Source organism: Bacillus songklensis, from assembly GCF_042649685.1.
GTDB lineage: Bacteria > Bacillota > Bacilli > Bacillales > Bacillaceae_H > Bacillus_BA > Bacillus_BA songklensis.
The window spans coordinates 191,455-217,074 of record NZ_JBHRZT010000007.1; the positions used below are offsets into that span (position 1 = coordinate 191,455).

25 protein-coding genes, 1 tRNA gene and 2 pseudogenes are annotated in these 25,620 nt (G+C 38.5%); 13 read left to right on the plus strand and 15 right to left on the minus strand.

Going from position 1 to position 25,620, the window contains the following annotated elements; genetic code table 11:
• Positions 1 to 150: 150 nt before the first annotated feature.
• The 3 genes from ACFOU2_RS01550 (at position 151) to ACFOU2_RS01560 (ending at position 3,701) form a co-directional block, all read left to right on the plus strand.
• Complete coding sequence (locus ACFOU2_RS01550; RefSeq protein WP_377911603.1) at positions 151 to 567, plus strand: hypothetical protein; 417 nt, start codon at positions 151 to 153, stop codon at positions 565 to 567.
• Positions 568 to 1,284: 717 nt separating this feature from the next.
• Entirely contained in the window at positions 1,285 to 2,169 is an 885-nt protein-coding gene (locus ACFOU2_RS01555) for a mechanosensitive ion channel family protein (RefSeq protein ID WP_377911605.1), read from the plus strand.
• 179 nt (positions 2,170 to 2,348) lie between these two features.
• Positions 2,349 to 3,701, plus strand: a complete 1,353-nt coding sequence (locus ACFOU2_RS01560) for an MDR family MFS transporter (protein WP_377911607.1) — start codon at positions 2,349 to 2,351, stop codon at positions 3,699 to 3,701.
• Positions 3,702 to 3,944: 243 nt separating this feature from the next.
• On the opposite strand, the gene ACFOU2_RS01565 is transcribed toward ACFOU2_RS01560, so the two are convergent.
• From ACFOU2_RS01565 to ACFOU2_RS25675, 4 genes are all read right to left on the minus strand, one after another.
• Positions 3,945 to 4,115: a hypothetical protein gene (locus ACFOU2_RS01565; RefSeq protein WP_377911609.1), complete on the minus strand. Its 171-nt coding sequence runs from the start codon at positions 4,113 to 4,115 to the stop codon at positions 3,945 to 3,947.
• A gap of 183 nt (positions 4,116 to 4,298) precedes the next feature.
• Entirely contained in the window at positions 4,299 to 5,309 is a 1,011-nt protein-coding gene (locus ACFOU2_RS01570) for a DUF3231 family protein (protein WP_377911611.1), read from the minus strand.
• Between the two features lie 127 nt (positions 5,310 to 5,436).
• Positions 5,437 to 5,829 carry a flavin monoamine oxidase family protein gene (locus tag ACFOU2_RS25670; RefSeq protein WP_449237042.1) on the minus strand — a complete coding sequence of 131 codons (393 nt, stop codon included), beginning with the start codon at positions 5,827 to 5,829 and terminating at the stop codon, positions 5,437 to 5,439.
• Entirely contained in the window at positions 5,771 to 6,181 is a 411-nt protein-coding gene (locus ACFOU2_RS25675) for a flavin monoamine oxidase family protein (protein WP_449237043.1), read from the minus strand. The genes ACFOU2_RS25670 and ACFOU2_RS25675 overlap by 59 nt, the downstream gene beginning before the upstream one ends.
• 421 nt (positions 6,182 to 6,602) lie before the next feature.
• Here ACFOU2_RS25675 and ACFOU2_RS01580 point away from each other — a divergent pair.
• The 4 genes and pseudogenes from ACFOU2_RS01580 (at position 6,603) to ACFOU2_RS01595 (ending at position 8,213) form a co-directional block, all read left to right on the plus strand.
• Positions 6,603 to 6,675 (plus strand) — tRNA-Arg (locus tag ACFOU2_RS01580).
• 248 nt (positions 6,676 to 6,923) lie between these two features.
• Positions 6,924 to 7,084: pseudogene (locus ACFOU2_RS01585) on the plus strand (MFS transporter); the annotation flags it as partial.
• Between the two features lie 432 nt (positions 7,085 to 7,516).
• Positions 7,517 to 7,780: a hypothetical protein gene (locus ACFOU2_RS01590; protein ID WP_377911613.1), complete on the plus strand. Its 264-nt coding sequence runs from the start codon at positions 7,517 to 7,519 to the stop codon at positions 7,778 to 7,780.
• Between the two features lie 298 nt (positions 7,781 to 8,078).
• On the plus strand, positions 8,079 to 8,213 hold the full coding sequence (locus ACFOU2_RS01595) for a biofilm-forming protein (protein WP_377911615.1): 135 nt from the start codon (positions 8,079 to 8,081) through the stop codon (positions 8,211 to 8,213).
• 50 nt (positions 8,214 to 8,263) lie between these two features.
• Here the strand turns inward: ACFOU2_RS01595 and ACFOU2_RS01600 are convergent, their stop codons facing one another.
• The gene (locus tag ACFOU2_RS01600; RefSeq protein ID WP_377911617.1) at positions 8,264 to 8,479 is read right to left on the minus strand and encodes a hypothetical protein; all 216 of its coding nucleotides are present in this window, start codon (positions 8,477 to 8,479) and stop codon (positions 8,264 to 8,266) included.
• 374 nt (positions 8,480 to 8,853) lie between these two features.
• On the opposite strand from ACFOU2_RS01600, the gene ACFOU2_RS01605 reads away from it, so the two are divergent.
• A complete protein-coding gene (locus ACFOU2_RS01605; protein WP_377911619.1) occupies positions 8,854 to 9,009 on the plus strand; it encodes a hypothetical protein in 156 nt (51 codons plus the stop codon).
• Positions 9,010 to 9,138: 129 nt separating this feature from the next.
• Positions 9,139 to 9,297 (plus strand): annotated as a pseudogene (locus tag ACFOU2_RS01610) (LysE family transporter); the annotation flags it as partial.
• Positions 9,298 to 9,413: 116 nt separating this feature from the next.
• On the opposite strand, the gene ACFOU2_RS01615 reads toward ACFOU2_RS01610, so the two are convergent.
• Entirely contained in the window at positions 9,414 to 9,641 is a 228-nt protein-coding gene (locus ACFOU2_RS01615; RefSeq protein ID WP_377911621.1) for a hypothetical protein, read from the minus strand.
• A gap of 673 nt (positions 9,642 to 10,314) precedes the next feature.
• Here ACFOU2_RS01615 and ACFOU2_RS01620 point away from each other — a divergent pair.
• Positions 10,315 to 11,106 (plus strand): hypothetical protein, encoded by a 792-nt coding sequence (locus tag ACFOU2_RS01620; RefSeq protein ID WP_377911623.1) that lies wholly within the window; start codon positions 10,315 to 10,317, stop codon positions 11,104 to 11,106.
• Positions 11,107 to 11,791: 685 nt separating this feature from the next.
• Here ACFOU2_RS01620 and glnA read toward each other — a convergent pair.
• From glnA to hflX, 4 genes are all read right to left on the minus strand, one after another.
• Complete coding sequence (glnA, locus tag ACFOU2_RS01625; RefSeq protein WP_377911625.1) at positions 11,792 to 13,126, minus strand: type I glutamate--ammonia ligase; 1,335 nt, start codon at positions 13,124 to 13,126, stop codon at positions 11,792 to 11,794.
• Between the two features lie 70 nt (positions 13,127 to 13,196).
• On the minus strand, positions 13,197 to 13,598 hold the full coding sequence (locus ACFOU2_RS01630; protein WP_377911627.1) for a MerR family transcriptional regulator: 402 nt from the start codon (positions 13,596 to 13,598) through the stop codon (positions 13,197 to 13,199).
• A 113-nt stretch (positions 13,599 to 13,711) separates the two neighbouring features.
• Positions 13,712 to 14,980, minus strand: a complete 1,269-nt coding sequence (locus ACFOU2_RS01635) for a methionine gamma-lyase family protein (protein ID WP_377911629.1) — start codon at positions 14,978 to 14,980, stop codon at positions 13,712 to 13,714.
• A 13-nt stretch (positions 14,981 to 14,993) separates the two neighbouring features.
• Positions 14,994 to 16,256, minus strand: coding sequence for a GTPase HflX (hflX, locus tag ACFOU2_RS01640; RefSeq protein ID WP_377911631.1), 1,263 nt, complete (start codon positions 16,254 to 16,256; stop codon positions 14,994 to 14,996).
• A 182-nt stretch (positions 16,257 to 16,438) separates the two neighbouring features.
• Between hflX and ACFOU2_RS01645 the strand changes: the two genes are divergently transcribed.
• Entirely contained in the window at positions 16,439 to 17,062 is a 624-nt protein-coding gene (locus tag ACFOU2_RS01645; protein WP_377911633.1) for a trimeric intracellular cation channel family protein, read from the plus strand.
• A 125-nt stretch (positions 17,063 to 17,187) separates the two neighbouring features.
• On the opposite strand, the gene spoVK is transcribed toward ACFOU2_RS01645, so the two are convergent.
• The 3 genes from spoVK to miaA all read right to left on the minus strand — a co-directional run bounded on the left by spoVK (position 17,188) and on the right by miaA (position 19,697).
• Complete coding sequence (gene spoVK / locus ACFOU2_RS01650) at positions 17,188 to 18,150, minus strand: stage V sporulation protein K (RefSeq protein ID WP_377911717.1); 963 nt, start codon at positions 18,148 to 18,150, stop codon at positions 17,188 to 17,190.
• A gap of 344 nt (positions 18,151 to 18,494) precedes the next feature.
• Complete coding sequence (gene hfq, locus ACFOU2_RS01655) at positions 18,495 to 18,719, minus strand: RNA chaperone Hfq (protein ID WP_377911635.1); 225 nt, start codon at positions 18,717 to 18,719, stop codon at positions 18,495 to 18,497.
• Positions 18,720 to 18,749: 30 nt separating this feature from the next.
• Complete coding sequence (miaA, locus tag ACFOU2_RS01660; protein WP_377911637.1) at positions 18,750 to 19,697, minus strand: tRNA (adenosine(37)-N6)-dimethylallyltransferase MiaA; 948 nt, start codon at positions 19,695 to 19,697, stop codon at positions 18,750 to 18,752.
• Positions 19,698 to 20,421: 724 nt separating this feature from the next.
• Here miaA and gdhA point away from each other — a divergent pair.
• Complete coding sequence (gdhA, locus tag ACFOU2_RS01665; protein ID WP_377911719.1) at positions 20,422 to 21,771, plus strand: NADP-specific glutamate dehydrogenase; 1,350 nt, start codon at positions 20,422 to 20,424, stop codon at positions 21,769 to 21,771.
• A gap of 539 nt (positions 21,772 to 22,310) precedes the next feature.
• Positions 22,311 to 22,466, plus strand: coding sequence for a hypothetical protein (locus ACFOU2_RS01670; protein ID WP_377911639.1), 156 nt, complete (start codon positions 22,311 to 22,313; stop codon positions 22,464 to 22,466).
• A 193-nt stretch (positions 22,467 to 22,659) separates the two neighbouring features.
• On the opposite strand, the gene ACFOU2_RS01675 is transcribed toward ACFOU2_RS01670, so the two are convergent.
• Together ACFOU2_RS01675 and mutL are read right to left on the minus strand one after the other, a co-directional pair.
• Positions 22,660 to 23,040: an N-acetylmuramoyl-L-alanine amidase gene (locus ACFOU2_RS01675; RefSeq protein ID WP_377911641.1), complete on the minus strand. Its 381-nt coding sequence runs from the start codon at positions 23,038 to 23,040 to the stop codon at positions 22,660 to 22,662.
• Positions 23,041 to 23,577: 537 nt separating this feature from the next.
• A complete protein-coding gene (gene mutL, locus ACFOU2_RS01680) occupies positions 23,578 to 25,482 on the minus strand; it encodes a DNA mismatch repair endonuclease MutL (protein WP_377911643.1) in 1,905 nt (634 codons plus the stop codon).
• Between the last annotated feature and the right edge of the window lie 138 nt (positions 25,483 to 25,620).

The following is a 25,620-nucleotide window of genomic DNA, read 5'->3' on the forward strand; positions in this document are numbered from 1 at the left end:
ATCTTATAAGAGGCTTTTACACCTTCATGCGATACAGTGGTTGGAAGTAATACAGTCATTACCTTATTACATAATCGGATCCGTCAGTGAAAAAAGCGTATGTTAATAATTTGCATACCTTTTGGCAATATTAGCAATGAGGTGTTGTTAATGGTAAATAAATTAGCGGTATTTTTATTTATAATGCTTTTGTTCACACCCCATGTTATGGCTCAAAATAATAAAAACGTTGAAGTTTTAAACATCGAACATAATCGTGTAATAAAGACTGTTGCATCAAATCCTGCAATACAAAAGGAAGGCGAAAAATACCTAAATCGAATAACCGATATATATCGGAAGTTCAGGGTTATCCCAAACGAAGGTTATATGATTAAAATTCCATTGGAACCTTCTGTAGCGATACAAAATCAATGGATGAATGACTTAGTAAATGAAGTAATTATTATTGTTGGAGAACAGGAAGAACCTTATTTAATGGTTTTCGATGATGAAAATAATCCTCGCTTTTTCACCTTTAAAGGTGATATCGATGTTTTATTAAAAGCTTTAAACTTCCGTTCTTAAGACCTTATTACGAAATGTCTTTTTTAGGATTCATCTTTAACTAAATATTCAAATTTGGATATAAAAAATACACCCACAAATAATGTGAGTGTATAAAACAGAATCATAACATTTTGCATGTTTCCCTTCAACAAATATTCTTTATTGTAGTTGAAGGGATTCTCACACAGACCATTTATTCTCTTTAGTTGCTTATTCTAGGGGTGTTAAGTCTGATAGTTGCATTAACAAAACTTCAAATCTGTTATTTTCGTTTTTGATTTCGCAATAACCATTTGTAAATATAAACGATTCTATACAATCAATAATTATTATATCCCTTCTCTGTTTCAATAGCTTCTTTGTCTCCCACTCAAGCTACATTTCCTGCTTAATCTTTCGACATAAGCCGAGTTGCTTTCTTCTATTCATGGCTTGCATAAAATAAGTCAAGATCTAGATGAGCTACTCAACGAATTCCAAACTTGCATAGGTAGCCAATCTTAATTTATAAACCTTGAAACAAAACCCAGTATTCTTTGTTGGGAAAGACTTGGTACCGGGGCTTTATTACATTGTGCATTACTTATTACATATCTTATTTATTGTGCCTAAAGTATATATCTCAAAAATCTTGCGGAAAATACATAAATACTTGTGCTATGGGATTATATTAAATTTCCTCGAGTTAGCTTCGAGGGAGTTAAGCTGCATTTTTTATATTAATGAGGTGTAGGTATGGACAATTTTTTAACTTATACTCAAGGATTTTTAGACTATATAGAGAAATTTCTAATCTTACGAATCGCATTAATGGTCTTATTCTTAATGACCATTTCCTTTCTTATAAATCGCACGATTGACTGGTTTTTTAAAAAATCAGATTTTTTTAATGAAGAAATTGAAAAGACTATACAAGGTGTTATTCGCTCAACCTTAAGATATGGAAGCGCTGCAATCGTTGTCATATACCTAATAGGGCAATTTATAGATATTAAAGGTCTTCTTGCGGGCGCAGGGATTGCAGGTATCATTTTAGGTTTTGCCGCACAACAAATGTTAAAAGACATTCTATCAGGTATCGTCAGATTGTCTGACAAGGAATTCCGAGTGGGCAACTATGTGACATTCAATGAAACGCATTCAGGCACAATCGAAGAAACGGGCATTCGTTTTATGCAAATTCGTGAATGGTCAGGGAAACTCCTTACTATTCCGCATGGAGAAATAAGGACAATCCAAAATTATAACAAGGGTAAAATGCGTGTCATAGAACAAATAACTGTAAGTTATCAGGAAGACCCTCGGAGAATCAAGGAATTATTAGAAATAGTATGCAGCATCTGCAATGAGAAGTATGGTCAAAGCCTATTAAGACTAGAGGATGGGACACCTGAAGAAGATTTTCAATATCTTGGCATAACGGACTTAAATCCAAATCTTAAATTCGTTGGATATGAATTTTGTATTGTGGGCTTAGTGAAACCAGAATATTATTTTGAAACTTCACGCAATGTTAGGTTTGAACTAATGGCTACATTTCATGAAAATCAGGTATGTATGCCAGCGGCAAATGTGTTATATCGGGCGGAAAGGAATGCTTTTCAAACTACCGATAACTGAACCATTCAACAGATATTAGAATGCAACTTATTTAACAATAAGTAATCAATTGAATCTTATAAGTATATTGCCATATTGTTATGAGCTTTTCTTATTGAATATAAAAAACTTCTTTGTTTCCATAACCTGTCTTAATAGGGTATAATAACTTGTTTGAACCGTAATAAGGGGGTTAATAGATGAAAAGTAGAACTTCAGTAATGATAAGTATTGTTCTTGCTATGTTGGTAGCATCAATCGATACAACCATTATGAACACAACGATGCCAATCATCGCAAAAGAGTTAGGGAGATTTGACTTGTACGCCTGGTCGTTTGCGTCCTATATGATTGCAAGTACCATTCTCTCCCCTGTGGCTGGTAGATTATCCGACATATTTGGCAGGAAAAGAGTGTTCGGATTCGGGATTACATTATTTCTAACCGGATCACTCCTTTGCGGGTTATCTGCAAATATGATTCAATTGGTCATCTTCCGTGCTATTCAAGGGATAGGAGCAGGATTCATGATGCCGTTCCCTGCAATTATTGCCGGAGACCTCTTCCCTGTAGAGAAAAGAGGGAAAATCCAAGCCTTATTTACAGCAATGTGGGGGCTTTCCGCCATCCTCGCCCCTTTACTTGGAGCGTTCTTCGTCGAGTATATGACATGGAGATGGATATTCTTTGTAAATTTACCAGTTTGTTTAATCGCATTTCTGACGCTTTTACCTTACAAAGAACATTATCAGCCGAAAAAAGCGAGCGTGGATTATATTGGAGCCATCCTATTCGCTGTCGGTGTAACTTTTCTTCTCTTAGATACTGTCGTTGAGGAGAATAAAATTCTATATTTTCTATTGGGAGCAGTTTTTATTGTTATTTTTTATTTTTATGAGAAAAAACAGACTTCGCCAATCGTTCCGCTCTCTATGTTTAAAAATAAGACCATTTCATGGATTAATATTAATACATTTATTGGTACCGTTGCTTTATTCGGAACATCCAGTTACATTCCATTGTTCTTACAAAATATTGCAGGGCTCTCGCTATTTATGAGCGGTGTGGCTCTTCTTGGTGTTGCAGTTGGATGGATGTGCGTATCGGTACCTGCCGGTAAATGGATTCTAAAATATGGATATCGTATCTTGTTGATTATGGGGAATGTTTTATTGTTCTTCTCAGGAATTTTATTAATTCTGTTAAATGAAAATCATAGTTTTTGGTATGTATTCGCTGTAATGATTGTTCAAGGATTAGCTTTCGGTTTACTATCCACAGTTGGATTGATTGGATCCCAACAACTAGTGGGAGGACATGAAAGAGGGATTTCCACTTCATTCTTCATGTTTTGCCGAAACATGGGTACGGCAATTGGAGTAACGATTATGGGAGCGTTATTAACAAGTGAAGCAGATTTTATGGAAGGAATTCATCATCTATTTATATTCGGTTTCTTCGGAAGTATTTTGGCTTTACTAACATCATTCCTCATTAAGAATGATACATCTAACAAAGAAAGCAATATGGTTGCCGGAAGTAAAATAAGTTAAATTATTTACCTCAAGGGATGCATCTGCATTCCTTTATTTTTTTGAATATGCCATTGCTGAAGATATATTATTTATGTTATCTAAGACCAGTTTCCCCATTTAGTTGTTTCTTCTTCAACCTTCTCTGTTAGTATAACAAAAAGAGCAATCACTTTATTAGGCAATTGCTCTCGTTAGTTCAAAAAGAAGAAAAAGAAAAACATCTTATTAAAGAAGGATTAATATCTAATTGAATCTTAAGAATTAAAATTCTTCATCTTTCCTTTGTAATTCATCAATTCCAGGGAACCCGCCGTACCCCAATGATACTTCTCTAGAAAATCCATCAGGGATGCCTCCATCATTTGTAAGACCTTGAGGATTAACTGATCTTATATCTTCTCCGATTTGATTAAACTCACGTTTCTTAGACATATTTGATTTCCTCCTTTTTCTATAATCAACTATTAGTTTGTGAAGAAATTTCTAAATAATGATTGGTAATGATTTCCTAAAATCAATATTAATCCATATAAAGGCCATTATATTAAAGAAAAAATCATAAGATTTTTGGTCTCCATCATCAGTCGTGTTGTTAAGAAAATTTAACATTTGCGATTAATCCTTAGAAAGCATGTCCCTATTTAACGCAACGGGCGGCTTTTCCATCCATTCATTCTTAATCATTAAAGACTTTATATCTGCCTCATATTGGTATACCTGTGCAATGATCTTTCCGTATGTTGTTTTTAAATCTTTCCGTGTGCTGACTGCTGCACTGTATCCGTAATTGGCAACTCCGAATCGATTTAATTGATCAATGTGAAAGGTAATTAGCTTATCTGAGAATGGAGAAATTTTTGAATCCAGCACATGAGTATCCGAAGTCATCGAAACTGGTAGTTCATTTTGTATTAATATTTCACTTAAATCTTTTATGATAGTGGAAGATAATTCTTTGCCGCGTTCCAATAATCGTTTTAATTCAGGATTCGTTACAGATTGAATAAAACCAGTCAATAGATTTTTGCCTGTATAATTCATCAAAATATTTTTATGCAGCTCATTCGCTTCACGAGCGGTTAACTCTCGTTTATCACTGAAAAAGTTTCCTAAAAAACCCTTCTCTGCTAACGGCTTGATTTCATGTATAGATGTAATTAAAGGCGGACGCACAAAAAGACCTTTTTCTAAAAGCAGTGACACGGAACTTTCATAAAGATTCATCACATTTCTCATTCGCTCATGATAAAATTGTCTGATATCACTTCGGGCCGAATCGGCAAGTACCATAGCGGTTAAAGGCATGCCAACCTTCGCCATATTATTTAAATAAAATAAGATAAATCCATCTGTAAACATTTTCGGAGCGTTAGGGTTTAAATCTTCATTAAAACTAAATCCCTTTGGTATGGGATAGTTTTCGTTTTGAAGGACAGTTTCTAAGACATTCATGTCCGATTTAGCGGTTGATAAAGCACTCGTACATACTGATTTTATATCTTCCGATTCGGTTGTTGATTGAAGGTATTCCAAAACAACTGCCGATAAGCTGTTATTCATGTATTGTTCCCAGCTATGCGCTAATTCACCAGATGTTAATTTGGGTCGTAGTTGATCTGTTGACATCGTTTACATAACCCTCCTTTTTATATTATTATGTTTCAAGTGATTCCATTAAATACGTTTACAAGAGGGGATGGGCCTTCATTAGTTGAAACAGAAAATACCTGAAATCATTGATGGTTTTAATCGTTCACTCATTGGCGAAAGTATTTGGTAAATCATTAACCTCATGTGCGACTCTTATACCGGATTCTACTGCACCTTGAATCCAGCCAGGGGAGGTAGAAGCATGTTCACCCGCAAAATGAATCCTTCCTTCAGGAGCAGAAATGAAGGGTGCCAGTTCTATCTGCTGTTCAGGTTTAAACATCGAGAAAGCTCCGCCGGAATACGGATATTGGGCCCAACTGTGGGTGATTCCTGTTATAAACTCATTATATATATGTTGACCGTGCACGGTTGCTAAATCATCGAGTGCATTCCGAATACGATCGGCTTCCGTCAAGCTGTCCCAAGGTAACGTGTCATCTTCCCATGTGTAACTGGCTAAAATGACTCCTGACCCGGTTGTACCCGTTGGCATAAATCAAATCGTTAGGGGTACTATTGATAAACATGTTAACCGGCAAACGAAATTTGTTTATATATTCCAAGACTAAATGATGAGTAGCAGGAATACGCATTGCGCCAAGGTCTAAATATAGGTCGTCAATAAATGGAGATCTTGCCGTGTAAACACGACCTCCCACTCTGTCGTTTGCTTCTAAAATTGTCAGATGATGTCCCGCTTCTTTTAATAGTGAGGCTGCAACTAATCCTGCCATACCGGTACCCACGATAATGATTTTTTTAGGAGCTTGTGTTTTTTTCAGTCCATGTCGGATTGTTGAAATCATTTGACTAATTGACAATGGAGAATTCATGTTTATAGGCATCTCATCGCCCCTCTGTCAAATATATAATCATTCATTGAATTTTATTCAACTTCAGAGATACCTAGAAGAATATTCTACGTTTCACAAACATTCTTATTCCATTTGGAATTCCTTTGAAAAAACACTCTCCATTCTCATGTTCGTTAGGTCCAAGCAATTATAAATTAGATTCCATTTCGTTAAGATGAAAAAGGTTGGTTCCATATTCAACCATAAAGGAAACTTTCGCAATACAATAAGCGTACCGGGCAAAATAGTTCAAAAAACCAACAAAAAGGAGTATTATTTAAATGTCGGCTATATATTTTTCACTTCTTTCAGAGACTAGAAGATGTGTTTTTCTAGTCTCTTTTGGTGTCATACTTGATGGTTTAATTTTTTGACTTATATTAGCCGATAATTTATAATTAAAAAATCTACTGTCCCGGTAGCTCAGTAGGATAGAGCAACAGCCTCCTAAGCTGTAGGTGTGAGTTCGAATCTCGCCCGGGACGTTTTATTTAAAGTTTTTTGCATAGTGTTTCCCCTTCTTTAAATAGCCATTTCCCCTTTTACATGCAAATGATGTATCTGTCGCTTGAAGCGCCCCCCTCCTGTGAATTGTTATTTTATCTACCCCAAAGTAAAGCAATAGCGCCAAGTAATCCGATCAAACCAACAAAACCCATTACTATAATTCCAGCATCCACATTCTGCACCTCTCTCTATCATCTACAATTGGTTATGAAACATTTTTTGTTCATTTATAACAGGCTTTATTACTTTAAGGGTCAGCAATCGTACTCTCATTCGAGCAGGGCAAATAACAGCCTTATCTGATGCGCACTTTTATTTTTGCCATTGCCGTCCAGTTTCTCACTTGTAGGCTTTATCATGATTGGATTAGGACTAGCACCGATATTCTTTTAAGGGAGAAAAATACAAGTCTGAAAAAATCAGCCAAAATAATATAGATAAAGGACATTCGAGTTTTTTTGAAAACCTCCATGACTACGCCATTAAGGAATAGTATATACCCGATTTAAATACCCATTCAGATTTGAAGTTATATCGGCCGTCTCTTTTCTAAAATCATTAAGTCACTTCAAGTCTTGATTTATCTAGGTTCTCTTTGTTTGTATTAACGGGTAGTTTTATATAAAATCAATTGATCATCATAAGTTCGTGACTCGGAAACTTTGAATCGGTTAGGTAAACGAATTTTTGAATGATGATTCCACAGCAGTGGAATTTTTTTGTTTTAAACGAATTCGTTAAACATCCAAGTTTTAAAATGCAATCGATGATAATACAAATAAATTGTTCGATTTTTTTATTTTAAAGGAGTGGATGAATATGGGAGTACGTCCACGTTTATTAGGCCTTACGATAAACCCGGCTTCCATTGTCCTGCCGGACGGTACAACGCAGGAACTCACTACCTTAAACGTGCGGGCTACCGAGTATTCCGTTGGCGATAGCGGACCGAATGCCATGCCGGCCAGAGCCTGTGGAGGGTACCACTCTTTAAAAGGTACGACAAGATTAGGTGAATTCTTCCATTGGTCCTTATGTTTTAATTCTAGCATCTTTAAAACTACCATTTTGAATTTGACATAATGAATGAATAGATTCGTTTTGTAATACAATTAAATCGCGCAAAATTGTATAAACTCCCACCTCCTAATCTTTTCAGCACCTAAACGATCTATCTCCTGCGAGTTCCTTATAATCCGATCCCTTTTATGTGAATTTATCATTTGGTCGTGAAACTTAACCTACCTTTGTGTTTCCTCATGCCCAGTTCGTACCCTTCACCAATTTTCATTTATTTTTATGAATTACATCCAAAGTATTAGACAGAATAACTAAGGAATGATATTACTACACCTATTTCCTTAGATAAGGCGGTGAAAACATGACAAAAAAAGGGATTCAAAATTCAAGTGTTGAACAATTGAAAAATGACCATGAAACCGAGACTGCTTTCAAAGTAGATAATCCTAAGAATCATGGAACAAAGAAGAACCAGAAAAGCGACACTGCTCTTTAACAGAGCCCGCTTATAAAAAACAAAAATAAAAGAGACCTCTTGAGTCTCTTTTATTTTTGCTTTTTATTAATTACATATTCAAGATAATCAATAAACTTTTTGTATATATCGATTTCAGTTTCTAACACTTTAAACTCCGTATATTCTTTTTCATTTAAACTATAAGAGTCCTTGTTGTATCTTTCTCTATATGGCTGCACTGTTCGTTCCCTGTCATTTAACCTTTGTTGATAAGAATGGATAACATCCTCCATTTTCACCTTCACTTTAAAGTCCCCCTTGGTTCCATAAAATGTTTACTCACTAACATTTATATGGGATAAATGGGGAATGGACACAGTTATATACACTTATTAATGAGCCTATTTTAATTGTTCTGAATAAAAAGCAAAGAGGCACTTTATAGCGATCTTAGTTTAAATAAAACCCGTCTTTTACTGTAACGTTAGCATACATTCTAATCCAAATTTTGCTGCACCTCCATGCAATTTCAACTACTTATTAAAACATCTAAACTGTATATTGCTTCCAATTGATTGTGCAGTTGTTCCTGTATTCGGATATCCTCATTCAAATTTTCTAATCGTACTTTTATAAATTCAAATAGAATAACAAAAACTAACAGCTGGAGGTGTATGTAATGACAAGAAGATTGATTGCGGACTTAAATGACAAGCAGCGGGAAAAGGTTAGAGCATTAGAAGAAGAGTTAGATGTTGAGCTTGTTCCTTTCACAAGAAGTGATAAAGAAAAACAGGGTGAGTACTATGATTTGTATGAGGATGACCGGCTCTAGCCGCTGCTAAAAAGCGACAGCTTTAATCATGGGCTTTCCCTTGTCACTTTGTTTCCAAATAAATCCCCCCTTAACACCAGGCAGTGTCAAGGGGGTTATCTATATTAATACATGGACATATCTTCCACCGCTGTATTAGGGCTTTCAGCGATTATTGTGAAATCAGCTTTATTATTTTCTGTCTTCAAATACGTTGGTGCTGTCTACTTAATTTATCTAGGCGTTAAGACACTATGGTCATTGAGGAAAAAGGAAGAAGCAGCGACCGCCGAAATGAACGCAGAAAGCACTAGCTCTAGAAAAGGCTCATAATTAAATTGTTTTTATAAAGGTAAGACCCTTGAGTTTCCTAAATTTAAGGGTCTGATTTTGTTGCCAGAATAAAAAAGATCTAGTACATGCGGCTAGATCCTCTTTGTAACATCTTCTCTTATTGATTCAATAATATTGTCTGATAAATTTGCCGGAATGGATGTATCATCCTCAAAAAACCAGGTATTAATTATTTCAAGGTCTGCTTTTTTAAACGTAATGCTATAATCTTTATTATTGTGAGTAAAATCAACTGTGACCGATTCTTCGCCTTGAAACCCGTCATCAATAATCATGTGTTTTATTTCATATGGCTTCACGATGTACTCTCCTTTTTATTATTCTTTTAATATGTATAGAATGAACTTTATATTGTTGTTTATTCATTTTTTCAACCAACCTGCCTAGATTCTCAAATCGAAAAGGCAGCATCACTATTAAAGTAACGCCACCCGTTCGTTGAACAAGCAAAGGAGCTGCCGCAGCAACCCCCACTCTTGAACTCCCCCCGTTAGTCATAAAACTCAGAAGAATCATGATGTTAGTTCTTAATTACCTTTGCCACTCCTAGAGCCAAATGCTTCCAAAGTATTTCTTCCACTGAGTAAAGCAACCATATCCAGCATGCAAACGCCTCCAATATGTTGCGATAATGCAACATAATAGGGATTATCGGACGTTCATTAACTGACATTTAGAACAGAATCGGACAACCTTTCATATTATGTATTATCAAGAAAAAAGAGAAAGGTAAAAATAAGAAGAAATTCCCATGAATGCAGATGCAACTTATGATGTACTCCTCTCGGTCCTTGCATACCAAAGATTACGCTAACTCTTCCCCGGTCTCCTCTAAAAAGATTTAAAATCCTCCTGTTTTACTGGCTATGATTAGCGCCCTTTGATTGCTATTTTTTTATCTATCATATTTTTTGACAAGCACACAATCACTTTTTCTATTAACGAATAACATATATAGAAAATAAAGAAAGGATGATTAAAATAAAAAATTATTGTATTTATTACAATCATAGAGATGGTAAGTATTATTTGGACAAATCCTATCCTCACAAGAAAAATAAGAAATGCCCTTATAAAGAGTTTGACTTAGCAGACGATAACCACCGAACCGTTGCTACAGGCACTTTAGATGTTTGTATAATCGTTTTGCCAGGGGCTCAAGTTGACAGAAATCCTACGGATACTCAGACCACGATTCCCAATCGTGTAAGGAGAGAAATAGCTGCTGCCAATAGGATATGGCAAAGACGTGAAAATGGGAGACTTGTCCAAGGTGTCAGATTCAATGTAGTACGTTCATTTGTTTACCTAGAAAATATCAGTGGAATAGTTAGCAATGCAGAAAATTTCCCGACCAGAGAAAATAGTCATATGACAATGGTACAAGCCATGCTTAGAACTGGACGAGCAGTTTGTCCAAACGCTGATGTATACGTATTTTATATGAATGGAAATAGATTTGGACCAATTAATTCTGATTATTCATCCACTGTTGCCATAACTTATAACTCTTTCCCAATTATTATTATGACAAATGCAAGTACAAGTGATTATCTTCTTGCGCACGAATTGGGCCATTTTATGTTTATCACCAATCGTTTTAATAGGACAGCGGATCCAGAGCCATTTAGTACAACGGATAGAAATCACAATAGAACACCTACTAATCTTATGTTTCCTAGTCCTGATTCTTGGCCGCCAGTTCCAGATATTACAGCTGACCAGATATACAAAGCATTGAACAGTCGTGTCTTTTACGACTAATATTTCATTATTTATCGGACTCGTTCATGAAAAAGTTTTTCTAACAGCTCATGAATCTTAGAAAATCCCGGTACTGATCCAGGATATATGTTGTTGAATATGCTTCTATAACACAGCTGAAATACGAATTAATTGTAAAAGAATACCTGCCCTTTCATAAATGAATCTCCTTTCAATTAAACGGAACCTTTGCCCCCCCATACTCCTGTCCCATAAAGATTTCCCTTGTAGATAGAATTAGCTGCATGTCCATTTTCCTTTCGGCAAAGAGTGGACCCCATTATAAACTTAATCAATTTTCTTAAGCAACATATTTTTAAAAATGAATAAAAAGGAGTATTATGTAAATGTCGGTTATATATCTTTACACCCCTTGTAGAGAGCGGAGACTAGAAAGGATTACCCTTTCTGGTCTCTTTTGGTGCAAAAAATATGACCAATAGAATCTACCTTCCATTCTGTAATGAGGTAGTAAAATCTAATCCTTTTGCGAATTCTATAAATAGGAGCGTTAACCTGTCCCGGCAGTAGTTTCCTCCAATAGGAACCCCCAATTCCCACTGCTGTCGATAGGCTTTTAACACTCCAAAATGTGGTCAACGGTAGCTTTCAACTGAAAATTAAGCATAAAAAAAGAAACCTTGATATGACTGCGAATGCAGTCGTACCAAGGTTTCTTGCTTTATTAATACATGGACATATATTGTTCGCGTTCCCAAGGATGGACTTGTGTACGGAACATATCCCACTCGATTTCTTTCGCTTCTACAAAGTGTTCAAAGATATGTTGACCCAATGCAGAAATGATAACCTCATCTGATTTCAAGTTATCCAATGCTGCCGCTAAAGTTGCAGGTAAATCAACGATACCAGCTGCTTCGCGCTCTGCCTTAGACATCACATAAATGTTACGGTCAACCGGTTTTGGAGCTGCTAATTTGTTTTTGATTCCGTCAAGACCAGCTGCTAACAATGCAGCTAATGCTAAGTATGGATTAGCTGCCGGATCTACGCTGCGCACCTCAACGCGTGTACTTAAGCCGCGAGAAGCCGGGATACGGATTAACGGGCTGCGGTTACGTGCAGACCATGCTACATAACAAGGAGCTTCGTAACCTGGTACTAAGCGTTTGTACGAGTTCACTGTCGGATTTGTTACAGCTGTAAAACTTGGTGCATGTTTTAAAATACCTGCGATAAAGTGCTTAGCTGTATCACTTAATTCTAAATCGCTTTTTGTATCGTAGAATGCATTCACGCCGTCTGTGAATAAAGACAAGTTGCAGTGCATACCAGAACCGTTTACACCGAACAATGGTTTTGGCATGAATGTAGCATGTAAACCGTGCTTACGTGCAATAGTTTTAACGACTAATTTAAAAGTTTGGATATCATCGCAAGCTTTTAAAGCATTCGCATATTTAAAGTCGATTTCATGTTGGCCTGGTGCTACTTCATGGTGGGAAGCTTCGATTTCAAAGCCCATTTCTTCGAGTTCTAATACGATATCGCGGCGGCAGTTTTCACCTAAGTCTGTTGGAGCTAAATCAAAGTAACCGCCTTTATCGTTTAGTTCTAATGTTGGTTCGCCTTTTTCATCCAACTTGAACAAGAAGAACTCTGGTTCTGGCCCTAAGTTGAAGTCAGTGAAACCTAGCGCTTCCATCTCTTTTAACATACGTTTTAAGTTGTTGCGCGGATCTCCTTCAAATGGTGTGCCATCTGCATTATAAATATCACAAATAAAGCGGGCTACTTTACCTTTTTCGGAAGTCCAAGGGAAAATAACGAATGTATCAAGATCTGGGAACAAGTACATATCAGACTCTTCAATACGTACAAAACCTTCAATGGAAGAACCATCAAACATCATTTTGTTATCAAGTGCTTTCTCTAATTGGCTGACTGGGATTTCTACGTTTTTGATCGTACCTAAAATATCAGTGAATTGAAGTCGAATGTATTTTACATTCTCCTCTTGAACTATTCTTACAATATCGTCTTTTGTGTACTTTGACATCGTTTTATCCTCCCCTTATTCACTCAAACTATATTTATAAGTATACCCCCTATTGAAGTATACAAATACCTTAATGAAAAAATCTGGAGATGTCTCCTTGATTTAAAGCAGCACGGTTAAAGCGGCCTGCCTGCATCAATTCGGCACGAAGAAGTTTCCGAAGTTCTTCATCAGAAAGTTCTTTGCTCGTTTCTTTAATAGGCTCGTTCGGCTCAAGCTTCCCTTCCGCTTCTTTCACCTGGAAAATCTGCCTGATTCCTGCCAGATTTACACCTTGTTCAATGAGAAGTTTAATTTCTAGTAGTTTATCTATATCATTGAAAGAAAATAAACGTCGATTCCCTTCCGTTCTTGCCGGAGCAATCAGTCCATTTTCTTCATAATAGCGAATCTGACGAGCGGATAACTCTGTTAATTGCATGACAATACTGATTGGAAACAGCGGCATATTACGTCTAATATTGTCACCCATCTCAGTTCCTCCTTCGTCTAACTTATTTTTATTTTATGTCATGTTAGATTTTCTGTCAATAAAACGTTATATTTTATTACATCATTTTTTTATGATTCAGCAAGAAGACTTTCTTACAACTGAATTAACTTGTGTTCAATTAAACGATCGATCGCTGAACAAATGGCTACTTTAACATGGGCATATGTCAAACCTCCCTGGATATAGGCAACATAAGGAGGACGAATTGGACCATCTGCTGTCAATTCAAGACTTGCTCCTTGAATGAACGTACCCGCTGCCATGATCACATCGTCTTCATATCCAGGCATGTAGTTCGGATATGCTGTAACATGGGAGTTGATCGGCGAAGCGTACTGAATCGCCTGGCAAAACGTCACCATCTTATCACGATCATCAAACCGGACCGATTGAATTAAGTCGGTACGTTTATCATTCCATTTCGGTTCTGAGTTTAAACCGATTTTTTCAAGCATGGCTGAAGTAAAGACAGCTCCCTTTAACGCTTGTCCGACCACATGGGGAGCCAAGAAGAATCCTTGGTACATTTCCTGTAAGCTATAAAGAGTAGCCCCCGCTTCCGCTCCAATACCCGGCGTCGTCATACGATAGGAACAAGCTTCCACCCATTCTTTTTTCCCGGCTATATATCCTCCGATTTTAGCCAATCCGCCTCCCGGATTTTTAATAAGTGATCCGGCCATCAAATCCGCTCCAACATGTGTCGGCTCCATGGTTTCGACAAACTCTCCGTAACAGTTATCTACAAATACGACGACGTCCGGCTTGATCGATTTGACAAATTCAATCATTTCTTTAATTTCTTCCACCGTATAGGAAGGACGAACACCGTACCCTTTCGAGCGCTGAATCCCAATCATTTTTGTGTTTTCATGAATGGCATTACGCACTGCTTCGTAATCCACTCGCCCTTCTTTTGTTAAGTCAACAGCTCGATAACCGATATTGAACTCACGAAGTGACCCTACGCCTGAACCGCGAATTCCGACGATTTCTTCTAACGTGTCATACGGCTTTCCCGTCATATAAAGAAGCTCATCTCCCGGACGCAGCACACCAAAGAGCGCAATTCCAATCGCATGGGTACCTGATATAATTTGCGGGCGGACAAGACAGCTTTCGGCTCCAAATACATCCGCGTACACCCTTTCAAGAGTGTCACGTCCCATGTCGTCATACCCGTATCCGGTGGACGGGATGAAATGGGAATCACTCACTTTGTTTTGTTGAAAACTTTTTAACACGCGAAATTGATTAATGTCAATTACTTCATCAATTTTTTCATGTACTTCTTTTATTTGTGCTTGTACTTCTTTCGCTAAAGCCGCAATGACTTCGCCGTTTTTTAATTGTTCGAACATGCTTTAACTCCTTTTACTTATGATACTCTCTTAGTTGTGAAAAGACAGGATGATCGCGGTGTACATGCCCTTGACACGCGTATACGTTTCGTTCTTCACTGAACCGGATAAAATCGATGATGGTTTCCGCCTTTAATGTCGCCAGCAATTTCCCTTCATGGGCTGGCAGCATCACATCATAATGTTCCATTTGCTGTTTCATATAATGTTCAAGCGTCATCCCCAGCTTTCTTAAATCTTCTGGCCTCAATGCACTCATGGCAAGCGATTGATTTGTCGTTGGCACAAAGTCAGGATGCTGAATATCCTGTTTGTTATAAACCGTCAGCATCGGGGTTCCGGATACCTCAAGCTCCTCCAACAGACGTTGAACCGTTTTTTGATGATTAAAGTAATCAGGATTTCCTGAATCGACCACATGCAAGATAAAATCAGCTTCTTTTACTTCCTCCAACGTGGAACGGAATGCGGCCACAAGCGTCGTAGGCAAATCCTGAATAAAACCGACCGTGTCTGTTAACAGGACATTGTAACCGCATGGCAGCACATACTTTCTTGTCGTCGGATCCAATGTGGCAAATAACTGGTTTTCCTCATAAATGCCAGCCGCGGTCAAACGATTGAACAACGTGGATTTTCCGGCGTTCGTATATCCTACGATTGCGATTTGGAAGGTATGATTGCGCTTGCGGCGCTCACGATAGCGTTCTCGATGATGCACGATCGTTTCTAATTGATTCTTAATTTCATCAATGCGGCGGCGAATATGACGACGGTCACTTTCCAGCTTCGTTTCACCAGGCCCTCTTGTTCCGATACCGCCTCCAAGGCGAGAAAGAGACGTTCCTTGTCCTACTAATCGCGGCAGCAAATACTCCAGCTGGGCTAACTCCACTTGCAGTTTCCCTTCCCGTGTTTGAGCACGCTGGGCGAAAATGTCCAAAATTAGCTGTGTGCGATCGATAATCCGTGCCTGCAGCTTCTCCGATAAGTTTCGAATCTGACTGGGCGATAATTCATCATTAAAAATGATTAAATCAGGTTCAAGTTCTTCTTCTAACTGAACCAGCTCTTCAACTTTTCCTTTTCCGATATATGTAGAAGGATGAACACGGTCACGCTTTTGCGATGTCCTGACAAGTACTTCCGCTTGGGCGGTTTCCGTCAAAGACGCCAGTTCATCCATCGAATAGTTAAAACGAAAATCATCCAATTGATTTAATTGGCACCCTACTAAAATGGCTGTTTCTTTTTCATTTCTCAGTTCAATGACCAAACAAATATCCTTCCTTTACTATAAAAGTTATAAACTATTCCTATCATACCAAAAACAAACTGAATTCTCCACAAATGGTAGATATGACAGGCTTTTTTCAAAAAAGCATTGAAATTCGGGCATGATGAATTTAAAATTTGAGATGGTTTATATCTATCATTCAACATAAGGGGGATGGAGACATGACATGGGAAGTTTTGAGCATTATCGGAACGATTGCTTTCGCTGTCAGCGGGGCCATTGTCGCAATGGAAGAAGAATACGATATTTTAGGCGTGTATATATTGGGAATTGTAACAGCATTCGGCGGGGGAGCCATTCGTAATTTATTAATTGGCGTACCCGTATCAGCCCTTTGGGAACAGGAAATGTTATTTCAAATTGCCATTTTATCGATGACGGCCGTCTTTTTGTTTCCAAATAACTTATTAAGGCATTGGAAAAGATGGGGAAATTTCTTTGACGCCATTGGATTATCCGCTTTTGCCATTCAAGGGGCACTGTTTGCCGCTGAAATGGAGCTCCCTTTAAGTGCTGCTATTGTAGCGGCTGTCCTGACAGGAAGCGGCGGAGGAATAATTCGTGACTTGCTGGCTGGCCGAAAACCAGCCGTGTTAAAAGAAGAGATTTATGCGGTATGGGCCATTATCGCCGGGATGGCAGTAGGACTTCGTATTGCGAATTCTCCGCTTGAACTTTACGCTCTATTTTTCATCATCACCCTCTTGCGTGTATGCTCTTATACGTACAATTGGAACTTGCCGATCAAATCACTTCATGTACACAAGCAAAATCATTCTTTATAAAATGAAACTTCCCCGGTTGAATGGGATAACAGAACGGATAGACCGGCACGGTTTCACTTTATCTTTTCTCAATGAAAAGGGTGAGTGAAAGGCGCATTTTTCCGATGCCTTTCGCTCACTTTTTTTCACCTCGTCCTCACTGAAGGATCATGTAAAAGTAAATCAACGCTTTTGATCGTCATTAAGTCGTCTCTCCTGTATGTCTCACCAACCAGTAAACGCATTGCCTGAGCCCGAATGGCTTTTTCGATGATATTGCGTATATAGCGGCCATTACTAAAAGCTGAAGACGTATGGCTTTTTACCATCGTTAGATGATCGCGCAGCTTCCACTCCGCTTCTTTTGAAAGTATATACTCCCTTTCCTTTAACATCAGTCCGGCAATCTCCATCAGTTGATTCACTGTATAATCCGGGAACTCAATGACAAGAGGGAAACGAGACTGCAATCCTGGATTTAAGGATAAGAAATGGTTCATTTCTCTTGAATATCCAGCTAAAATCAGCACGAATTCATTTCCTTTATCTTCCATATGCTTCACAAGTGTATCAATTGCCTCTTTGCCAAAATCCTTTTCTCCCCCCCTTGCGAGCGAGTAAGCTTCATCGATAAACAAGATCCCCCCTAATGCCTTTTTGACAAGGTCTCTTGTCTTTTGGGCAGTATGCCCGATGTATTCCCCTACTAAATCTGCGCGCTCTGCCTCAATCAAATGCCCCTTCGACAACACGTTCATGTTATAGAATAGTTTTCCAAGCAGTCTCGCCACCGTTGTTTTTCCCGTGCCCGGATTTCCTTTAAACATCATGTGCAGCACTTGCTTTCCTGCTTTCAATCCTTCTTCTTCCCGTTTTTTATTGACATACAGCCACGCATAGATTTCTCGGATTGTTTTTTTCATCTCTTCCAAGCCAATCAATGTACCCATTTCTTTTTCAATTTCTTCCAATGCGGCATGTTGAATCGGCTCTTCTTTTTTTAATTTAGTGGAAACTGGGGCGGGCGATATCTTCTTCTCTTTTTTTGTTTCATTATTTAAGACAATATTTATTTGCCCGTTGTTTTTAAGAGTGATTGGCCGTTCCAAAAGCATTCACCTCTCATTCTCCTACTAACCTTATATGTGTTAGGTGAAAGTTGATCATCTGTCGAGCTCTCCGTTATGAATAAAGAAACCTTCACTCATAGCCGGTACATAGATTGGTTATCTTTATATTGTATGATAAGGTGATTCATGTATATGTATAAGAATGTTCATTCGAAAGCTGTAAAAAATCAACATAGTTTTTTGCCAATCATCCAAAAAGAAAAAAGAGTTATCCCGAATGTGCAGGATAACTCCTTACCATAATCATCTAATCAATATTTCCGTTTAACCGTAGAGCCAGCTGGAAAAGGGTGTCCTTATGTTTCAAGACACCCTTTTTCCTGCTACTCTAATTCAACTGTGACGTTCTTCGTTGGAACAAATGTCGAAATAGCATGTTTATAAATTAACTGTTGCTTACCTTCAGATTCTAATAAAACCGTAAAGTTGTCAAACCCTTTAATTAATCCTCTTAACTGAAAACCGTTAAGTAAGAATACTGTTGCATAGACATTTTCCTTACGACATTGATTTAAAAATTGGTCTTGAATGTTGATCGATTGTTTCATCGGTCGGCCTCCTCTTTTCTCTATAAAGTACTAATTCGCTTCTTGTTGAAGCTTTCCTGCAATATATGTAAAAATTTCATCGAACTTTTCACTTAACGTACTATCCGTTAAGTCAAACCATTGAACAGGCATTTTATTGCGAAACCATGTTAGCTGACGCTTCGCATATCGTCTCGAATTTTGTTTTAATTGCTCGATTGCTTCTTCTAGTGTAAGACGATTCTCCAAAAATTCATATATTTCTTTATACCCAATTGCCTGGATAGACTGTGTATCTCTAATCCCGGCTTCATATAATCTGGTGACCTCTTCTAATAGCCCTTTCTCCATCATGATATCGACCCGCTCATTAATGCGCGCATACAACTTGTCACGATCCATCGTCAATCCCACCAATGCGACATCGTATAAAAGAACCTGTTCCTGTGCTGCGATATGCTCGCTAAACGGCTTTCCGGTTATTTCATATACTTCAAGCGCCCGAATGACGCGGCGTTTATTATTGATATGTATCTTTTCGGCACTAACAGGATCGATTTCCTTTAATCGGTTGTACAGGATGTCTATCCCTTGTTCTTCCGCCTCTTTTTCCAATCGTTCGCGAATATGTGAACGACTTTCTATCTCGTTAAATTCATAATCATAAATGACAGACTGAATGTAAAGGCCGGTTCCGCCCACAATCATCGGCATCCGCCCTCGTGCTGAAATCTCTTTGATTTTCTCACGAACAAGCTGTTGGAACTCTGCTGCCGAGAACGATTCTTCAGGATCTTTGATATCAATCAAATGGTGAGGCACACCCTCCATTTCTTCTTTCGTAATTTTAGCTGTACCAATATCCATTCCCCGATAGATTTGCATGGAGTCTCCTGAAATGATTTCTGCATTCAACGCCTTTGCCAGCATAATGCTTAATTTCGTTTTCCCGACAGCCGTAGGGCCAATTAACACAACCAGTTTCTGTTTCTCTCCCAAAATGCAACACTACCTTCATTATTTGTTTCCATCATCCTATCATGCCCATCTTTTCAAAACTTATTCATCGTTAACCGTGTTTTTCACGGTTAACGATGAACTTACATCACGCGTTCAATTACCAATACCCACATTTATTCAAAAAAACACATTTTAATATATTAGTGGGCATGTATGGTATTTAACATTTTTCATTATCGCATATTTTCAGTGGTTTTCAAAAAAATATGGCCGTTTTGGTGGTCAATCACTTTTGGCTACCAAAACAACTAATCAATACATGTCTTCCTTTGTTCAGATTCACATTCTATAAGATATATTATTACTCCTTTAATCAGCTTTTCAATTATGCAACCTCTAGAGAAATTTAAACAGATCATTCATTATAAACGAAGATGCCCAAAGACTTATTGTTCTTCCATGGGAGGACTATCAAGAACAGATATTGGGACAAGGAAGGGAATCAAAGAGAAACACCCCCCATGCCTCCACCGTTACCGCACCCAGCAGTATCAGCAGAACCATATTTCGCTAAGGGAAAAAAAAACAAATACCAAAAAGGCGGAAAATGGTAGGAGATTAGTCTTTTTATTCAGTCAAGCCTTTTGTCTCAAACATATAGTGTTATTACCTTTAATGAGGAGGTAATGATTATATGGCAGAAAATAAAAAAGGCGGCAAAAAATGTCGCCAAGCTACTTTACAGGAAGCGAAACAGGATCCGATGCAAGTTGCAAAAGATTATGTAAATGAAGTATATGAAGCGGTAAAAAAGCGTAATCCTAATGAAAGCGAGTTTCATCAGGCCGTTAAAGAAATTTTTGATTCTCTTGTACCGGTATTTACAAAGCATCCTAAATACATGGACAATGGCATACTTGAAAGAATTTCGGAGCCGGAAAGAATCATTACATTTAGAGTTCCCTGGGTAGATGATCAAGGAAAGGTAAGAGTGAACCGCGGATTCCGAGTACAGTTTAACAGTAGTATCGGACCTTATAAGGGCGGCATAAGATTCCATCCTTCCGTGAACGCCAGTATTATCAAATTTTTGGGTTTTGAACAAATCTTTAAGAATTCTCTAACCGGCCAACCGATAGGGGGAGGCAAAGGAGGAGCCGATTTTGATCCTAAGGGAAAATCCGACGGAGAAATCATGAGATTCACCCAAAGCTTTATGACGGAACTCTGTAAATACATTGGACCTGATATTGACATACCCGCTGGTGATATTGGAGTTGGCGCAAGAGAAATTGGGTTCATGTTCGGACAATACAAAAGAATTCACGGGGGCTATGAAGCTGGAGTATTAACAGGAAAAGGACTTGAATACGGCGGAAGTTTGAACAGAACAGAGGCTACAGGATATGGTACAGTCTACTTTGTAGAGGAAATGTTGAAAGACAAGGGACTTAGCTTTGCAGGAAGCACAGTCGTTGTATCAGGTTCTGGCAACGTTGCCATCTACGCCATCGAAAAAGCGACCCAATTAGGTGCGAAAGTTGCGGCATGCAGCGATTCTAATGGTTATATTTATGATCCGAATGGTATCAATCTTGAAACGGTAAAAAGACTCAAAGAAGTCGAAAGAAAAAGAATAAGCGAATATGTGAAAGAACATCCGCATGCAGAATACTATGAAGGGTGCATCGGAATCTGGTCTATCCCTTGTGATATTGCTCTGCCATGTGCTACCCAAAACGAAATCAATGATGTATCAGCACAAATCTTGATTGCAAATGGTGTAAAAGCAGTTGGCGAAGGTGCAAACATGCCATCGAAACCTGAAGCAATTAATGCATTCCTGAGTAATAATATTCTCTTCGGTCCTGCAAAAGCTGCCAATGCGGGTGGCGTAGCCGTTTCTGCGTTAGAAATGGCACAAAACAGCATGAGACTGTCTTGGACATCCGAAGAAGTCGATGTAAAATTGCATGAAATCATGATAAACATTTATCAAAACAGTATGAAAGCCGCAGAAGAGTACGGCTATCCAGGAAACCTAATGGTAGGTGCCAATATCGCTGGATTTATTAAAGTTGCCGATGCAATGGTGATGCAAGGAATCATTTAATAAAGAATTTGCAAATTGAACTGGAAGATTCCGTTGAAAACTTGCCTTAACCGGAAAAAGACAGTTTTTCGCTCTCCATGTGTATTCTGTGTGTCCCACATGTGTCTTGCATGTGCGCCTACCTGTGGACGTGTCATAGAAAGCATGTCAACGTGTCTTCCATGTGCGGACGTGTTATTCGGTGCACACGGGCGTGTCACCTACATATCACGTGGAAAATGTAACATTCATTATGTTTCATTCAACCATTCTTGACTCCATAGCAAAATTAAAAGGGGCTGACTCAAAAGCCTCCAGATGACGGTAAGCATCCATTTTTTCTCATTTTATAAGGTTCATCCATATGAGATCCCCTTACGTTTCCTTTATCTCTAATCTAATTGAGTTGTTATTGAGATAACAGGCCATTACTCCAACAAGCGGTGATGCTTTTTTGCTATGTTAAAGTTTGTTGTTGATTTTCGTTAACACAATGTGGTTAAAATGCTAACCCGAATTTTTTTCAAAATAGGGAACAGTATATAACGGAGGTGTGCGTAATGGACAATGCAAGGAAGATGGAGCAATTGCTTCGTGATTACGGCTATCCTGAGGAAGCGATCCCAAGTTTATTGAAAGAAATTGGGACATTGAGCTACGAAAAGGTGGAAAAGCTTATAATGCCATATCACGACATAACCGCCAATAAATCCTAACCTTCAACTAGCCGACCCTGATATTAAGGGGTACGGCTATTATTTTCCCTTAAACTTATCAAAGATGACTATTGGTTATAAAGTTGAAATTACATAGAATTGACACTCCAATAATGCCTAGAAATAGAGCATCAATAGAAGTTGTTAAGAAATTGCTTTTCTATCATAACAGAAACAAAAGAGAGTAAAATCATTACTTTTTCCCCCGGTCTGCTGTTTGACCGTATGCTCTCATAGCTTGAAGGATTCTCGAATGTAATATATTTTGAAAAGCAATAGTAGCTTGACTCGGTTGACTATAGATAAAGGTTTCAAAGCCTGTGCCTCCACCGGCATTAATATGGATAGACACAAATAAATCAGCATTAAACCGTTTCGCTATATTAGCACGTTCCTGTAATTTAATAAATCGATCATCTTCTCTTGTCATACCGATTTGTACTTCATAATAGTTGAGGAGATATGTTTTAGCATATTGAGCAATCCTTGAGGTTAAATCCTTCTCTTCCAATCCATTTCCTACCGCTCCCGAATCACTACCTCCATGACCTGCATCTAACATGACTTTTTTCATATCTTGTCCCTCCTTAGTACCATATTATGAATATTTAAACAATCGTTATGGACCTTTAACACGTTAAAACAGCCCTTTTTCTTTTAATATCTCTTTTTGAGCCTTAGTTCTCTTAGAAACAAGAATGTTTTTCCATACGGCATAAAGATTACTTACTAAGGCTGCAAACGCAGCAATCATAAAAACAAACGCGTCAACGCTCTCTTATGTAAACCAACCAATGGTACCTAAAAATAAAAGGACGGCTGTTAAGAAGCCGTCCAAGAAGTGTGAAGATATCTTTTTTAACTTTTAGTTCCCCCTATTTAAAGAATTGTTGAGCAATGAGCGTGATCAGGCCAAAAATTCCCCCGCTGCTTAATACAGCAACGTATCATTGACTTTGAATAAATATAGTCATGCGACAGAAAATAGGCAACGTGAATCTATTAAAAGCTTTTCACAAGCCTTCAAACTCCAGGGTTCACACGAATGTGGCCAAAACATAAACAAAACCGACAAAACCCTTATAAGAATAAGGTTTCTGTCGGTTTTTGTTTACATCACGCGCTTGAACATCTTCTCCATTTCATAGGTAGAATAATGGATGATGATTGGTCTTCCGTGAGGACATGTAAAAGGATCGCTTGAATTCCGCAGCGTTTCAAGCAAAGTGAATATTTCATCCTCACGCAAATGATGGTTTGCTTTAATCGATCCCTTACAGCTCATCATAATAGCTGCCTCTTCCCGCAATTTCAGGATGTTCACCTTTCTCACCGTTAGCACCTGCTGGATCATCTCTTCTATGATTTCCTTTTCTTCTCCTTTTGGAAACCATTGCGGATGGGAACGAACAATGTAACTATTGTGACCAAACGGCTCCAAAAAGACGCCGACTGCAGCCAGATCTTGTTTATGTTCCTCGATAATCATCGCCTCATTGGCTGAATACTCTAATGTAATCGGCATAAGAAGTTCCTGTACTTCCGCTTCTACATTGGCCAATTTATCACGAAAGTACTCATACTTGATTCGTTCCTGGGCAGCATGCTGATCAATAATATACAGCCCTTTTTCGTTTTGGGCCAATATATACGTCCCATGCATTTGTCCAATCGGGTACATAGGAGGGACTCTGCTTTCTTGTACCTTTGTTTCACTGGTTTCTGTCGCCCTTATTTCCTCCACCATCTCTTCCCCGAATGACAAATCGTCTGCAGTAAAGGAAGAAGAAGTCTCTTGTATTGGTTTATCAAAAATTGGGTTTTCATTAAATGCCGTCTGCGGCAATTGCTTCTCTTTGTAAACGTGTTCTTTGACCGTCTCTTTTATCGGCTGGGATATAAAAGAAGGTCCGGAAACCGGCATGCTCACCTTTACGTCTTTCCGTTTTGCTTCATGTTCAAACATAAACTGCTGCTGCTCTTCCTTTATGGGAACCATTTTCTTTTTCGGAGTGACTTCCGGGATGAGCTGCTGGCGTTTAAACGCCCCCCGAATATTTTCCTCAACGAGAGAAAATAACTCCGCTTCCTTGCTTAAACGGACTTCCAACTTGGAAGGATGGACGTTGACATCGACCAATAGCGGATCCATCTTAATGGATAGAAAGACAATCGGATAACGGCCAATCGGAAGCAGCGTATGATAGCCTTGCTGAATGGCTTTTAGTAACGGGTAGTTTTTGACATATCGGCCGTTGATGATCGTAGACATATAGTTTCTGGATGCCCTTGTAATCTCCGGCAGGGCGGCATATCCTTCCATTTCATAATCGAGTGAATCGATTCGAACCGGTACCATTTTTTTCGCTATGCTCATTCCATAAATGGACGCGATGACTTGACGAACATCACCGCTGCCATTTGTATAAAGCAATTGTCTTCCTTGATGGGTCAGCCTTATCGACACTTCCGGATGGGCCATCGCAATACGGTTGACCACATCGGTCACATTCCCGAGTTCCGTATTGATTGTTTTCATATACTTTAAGCGAGCAGGCGTATTGTAAAAAAGGTGGCTTACAGTAATATCTGTTCCTTTTCGGCTTGATGTCAGCTCATGCAGTACTACTTCTCCGCCTTTTAGCTTTAAGTGCGTCCCCGGACCTTCTCCTGTACTGGTCTTTAACTCCAGTTCAGAAACGGAGGCGATACTCGGTAATGCCTCTCCCCGAAATCCAAGTGTCCGAATTCGGAATAAATCATTTTCCGTCTTGATTTTACTTGTTGCGTGCCTCTTAAATGCGGTCAAACAATCATCATTTTCGATTCCATCTCCATTATCGACAATGCGAATCCTTGAGAGCCCCGCTTCTTCCAATTCAATTTCAACAACAGTACTATTCGCATCAATAGCGTTTTCCAGCAATTCTTTTACAACAGAAGCCGGTCGTTCAACCACCTCTCCCGCTGCAATCTTATTCGATAAATCATCCGATAACTGAATGATTCTCGCCATCGGTTCCACCTCCGTTTCCCCAATTCTTATAAGTCTGCGTCATCATCTTCTTGTTTCAATCATGTTCCAGTCTAAAAGATAGGTTATAGCTTTTCTTTTTTAGGCTTTCCCCACAAAATGTTTCGGTACAGTTACAAA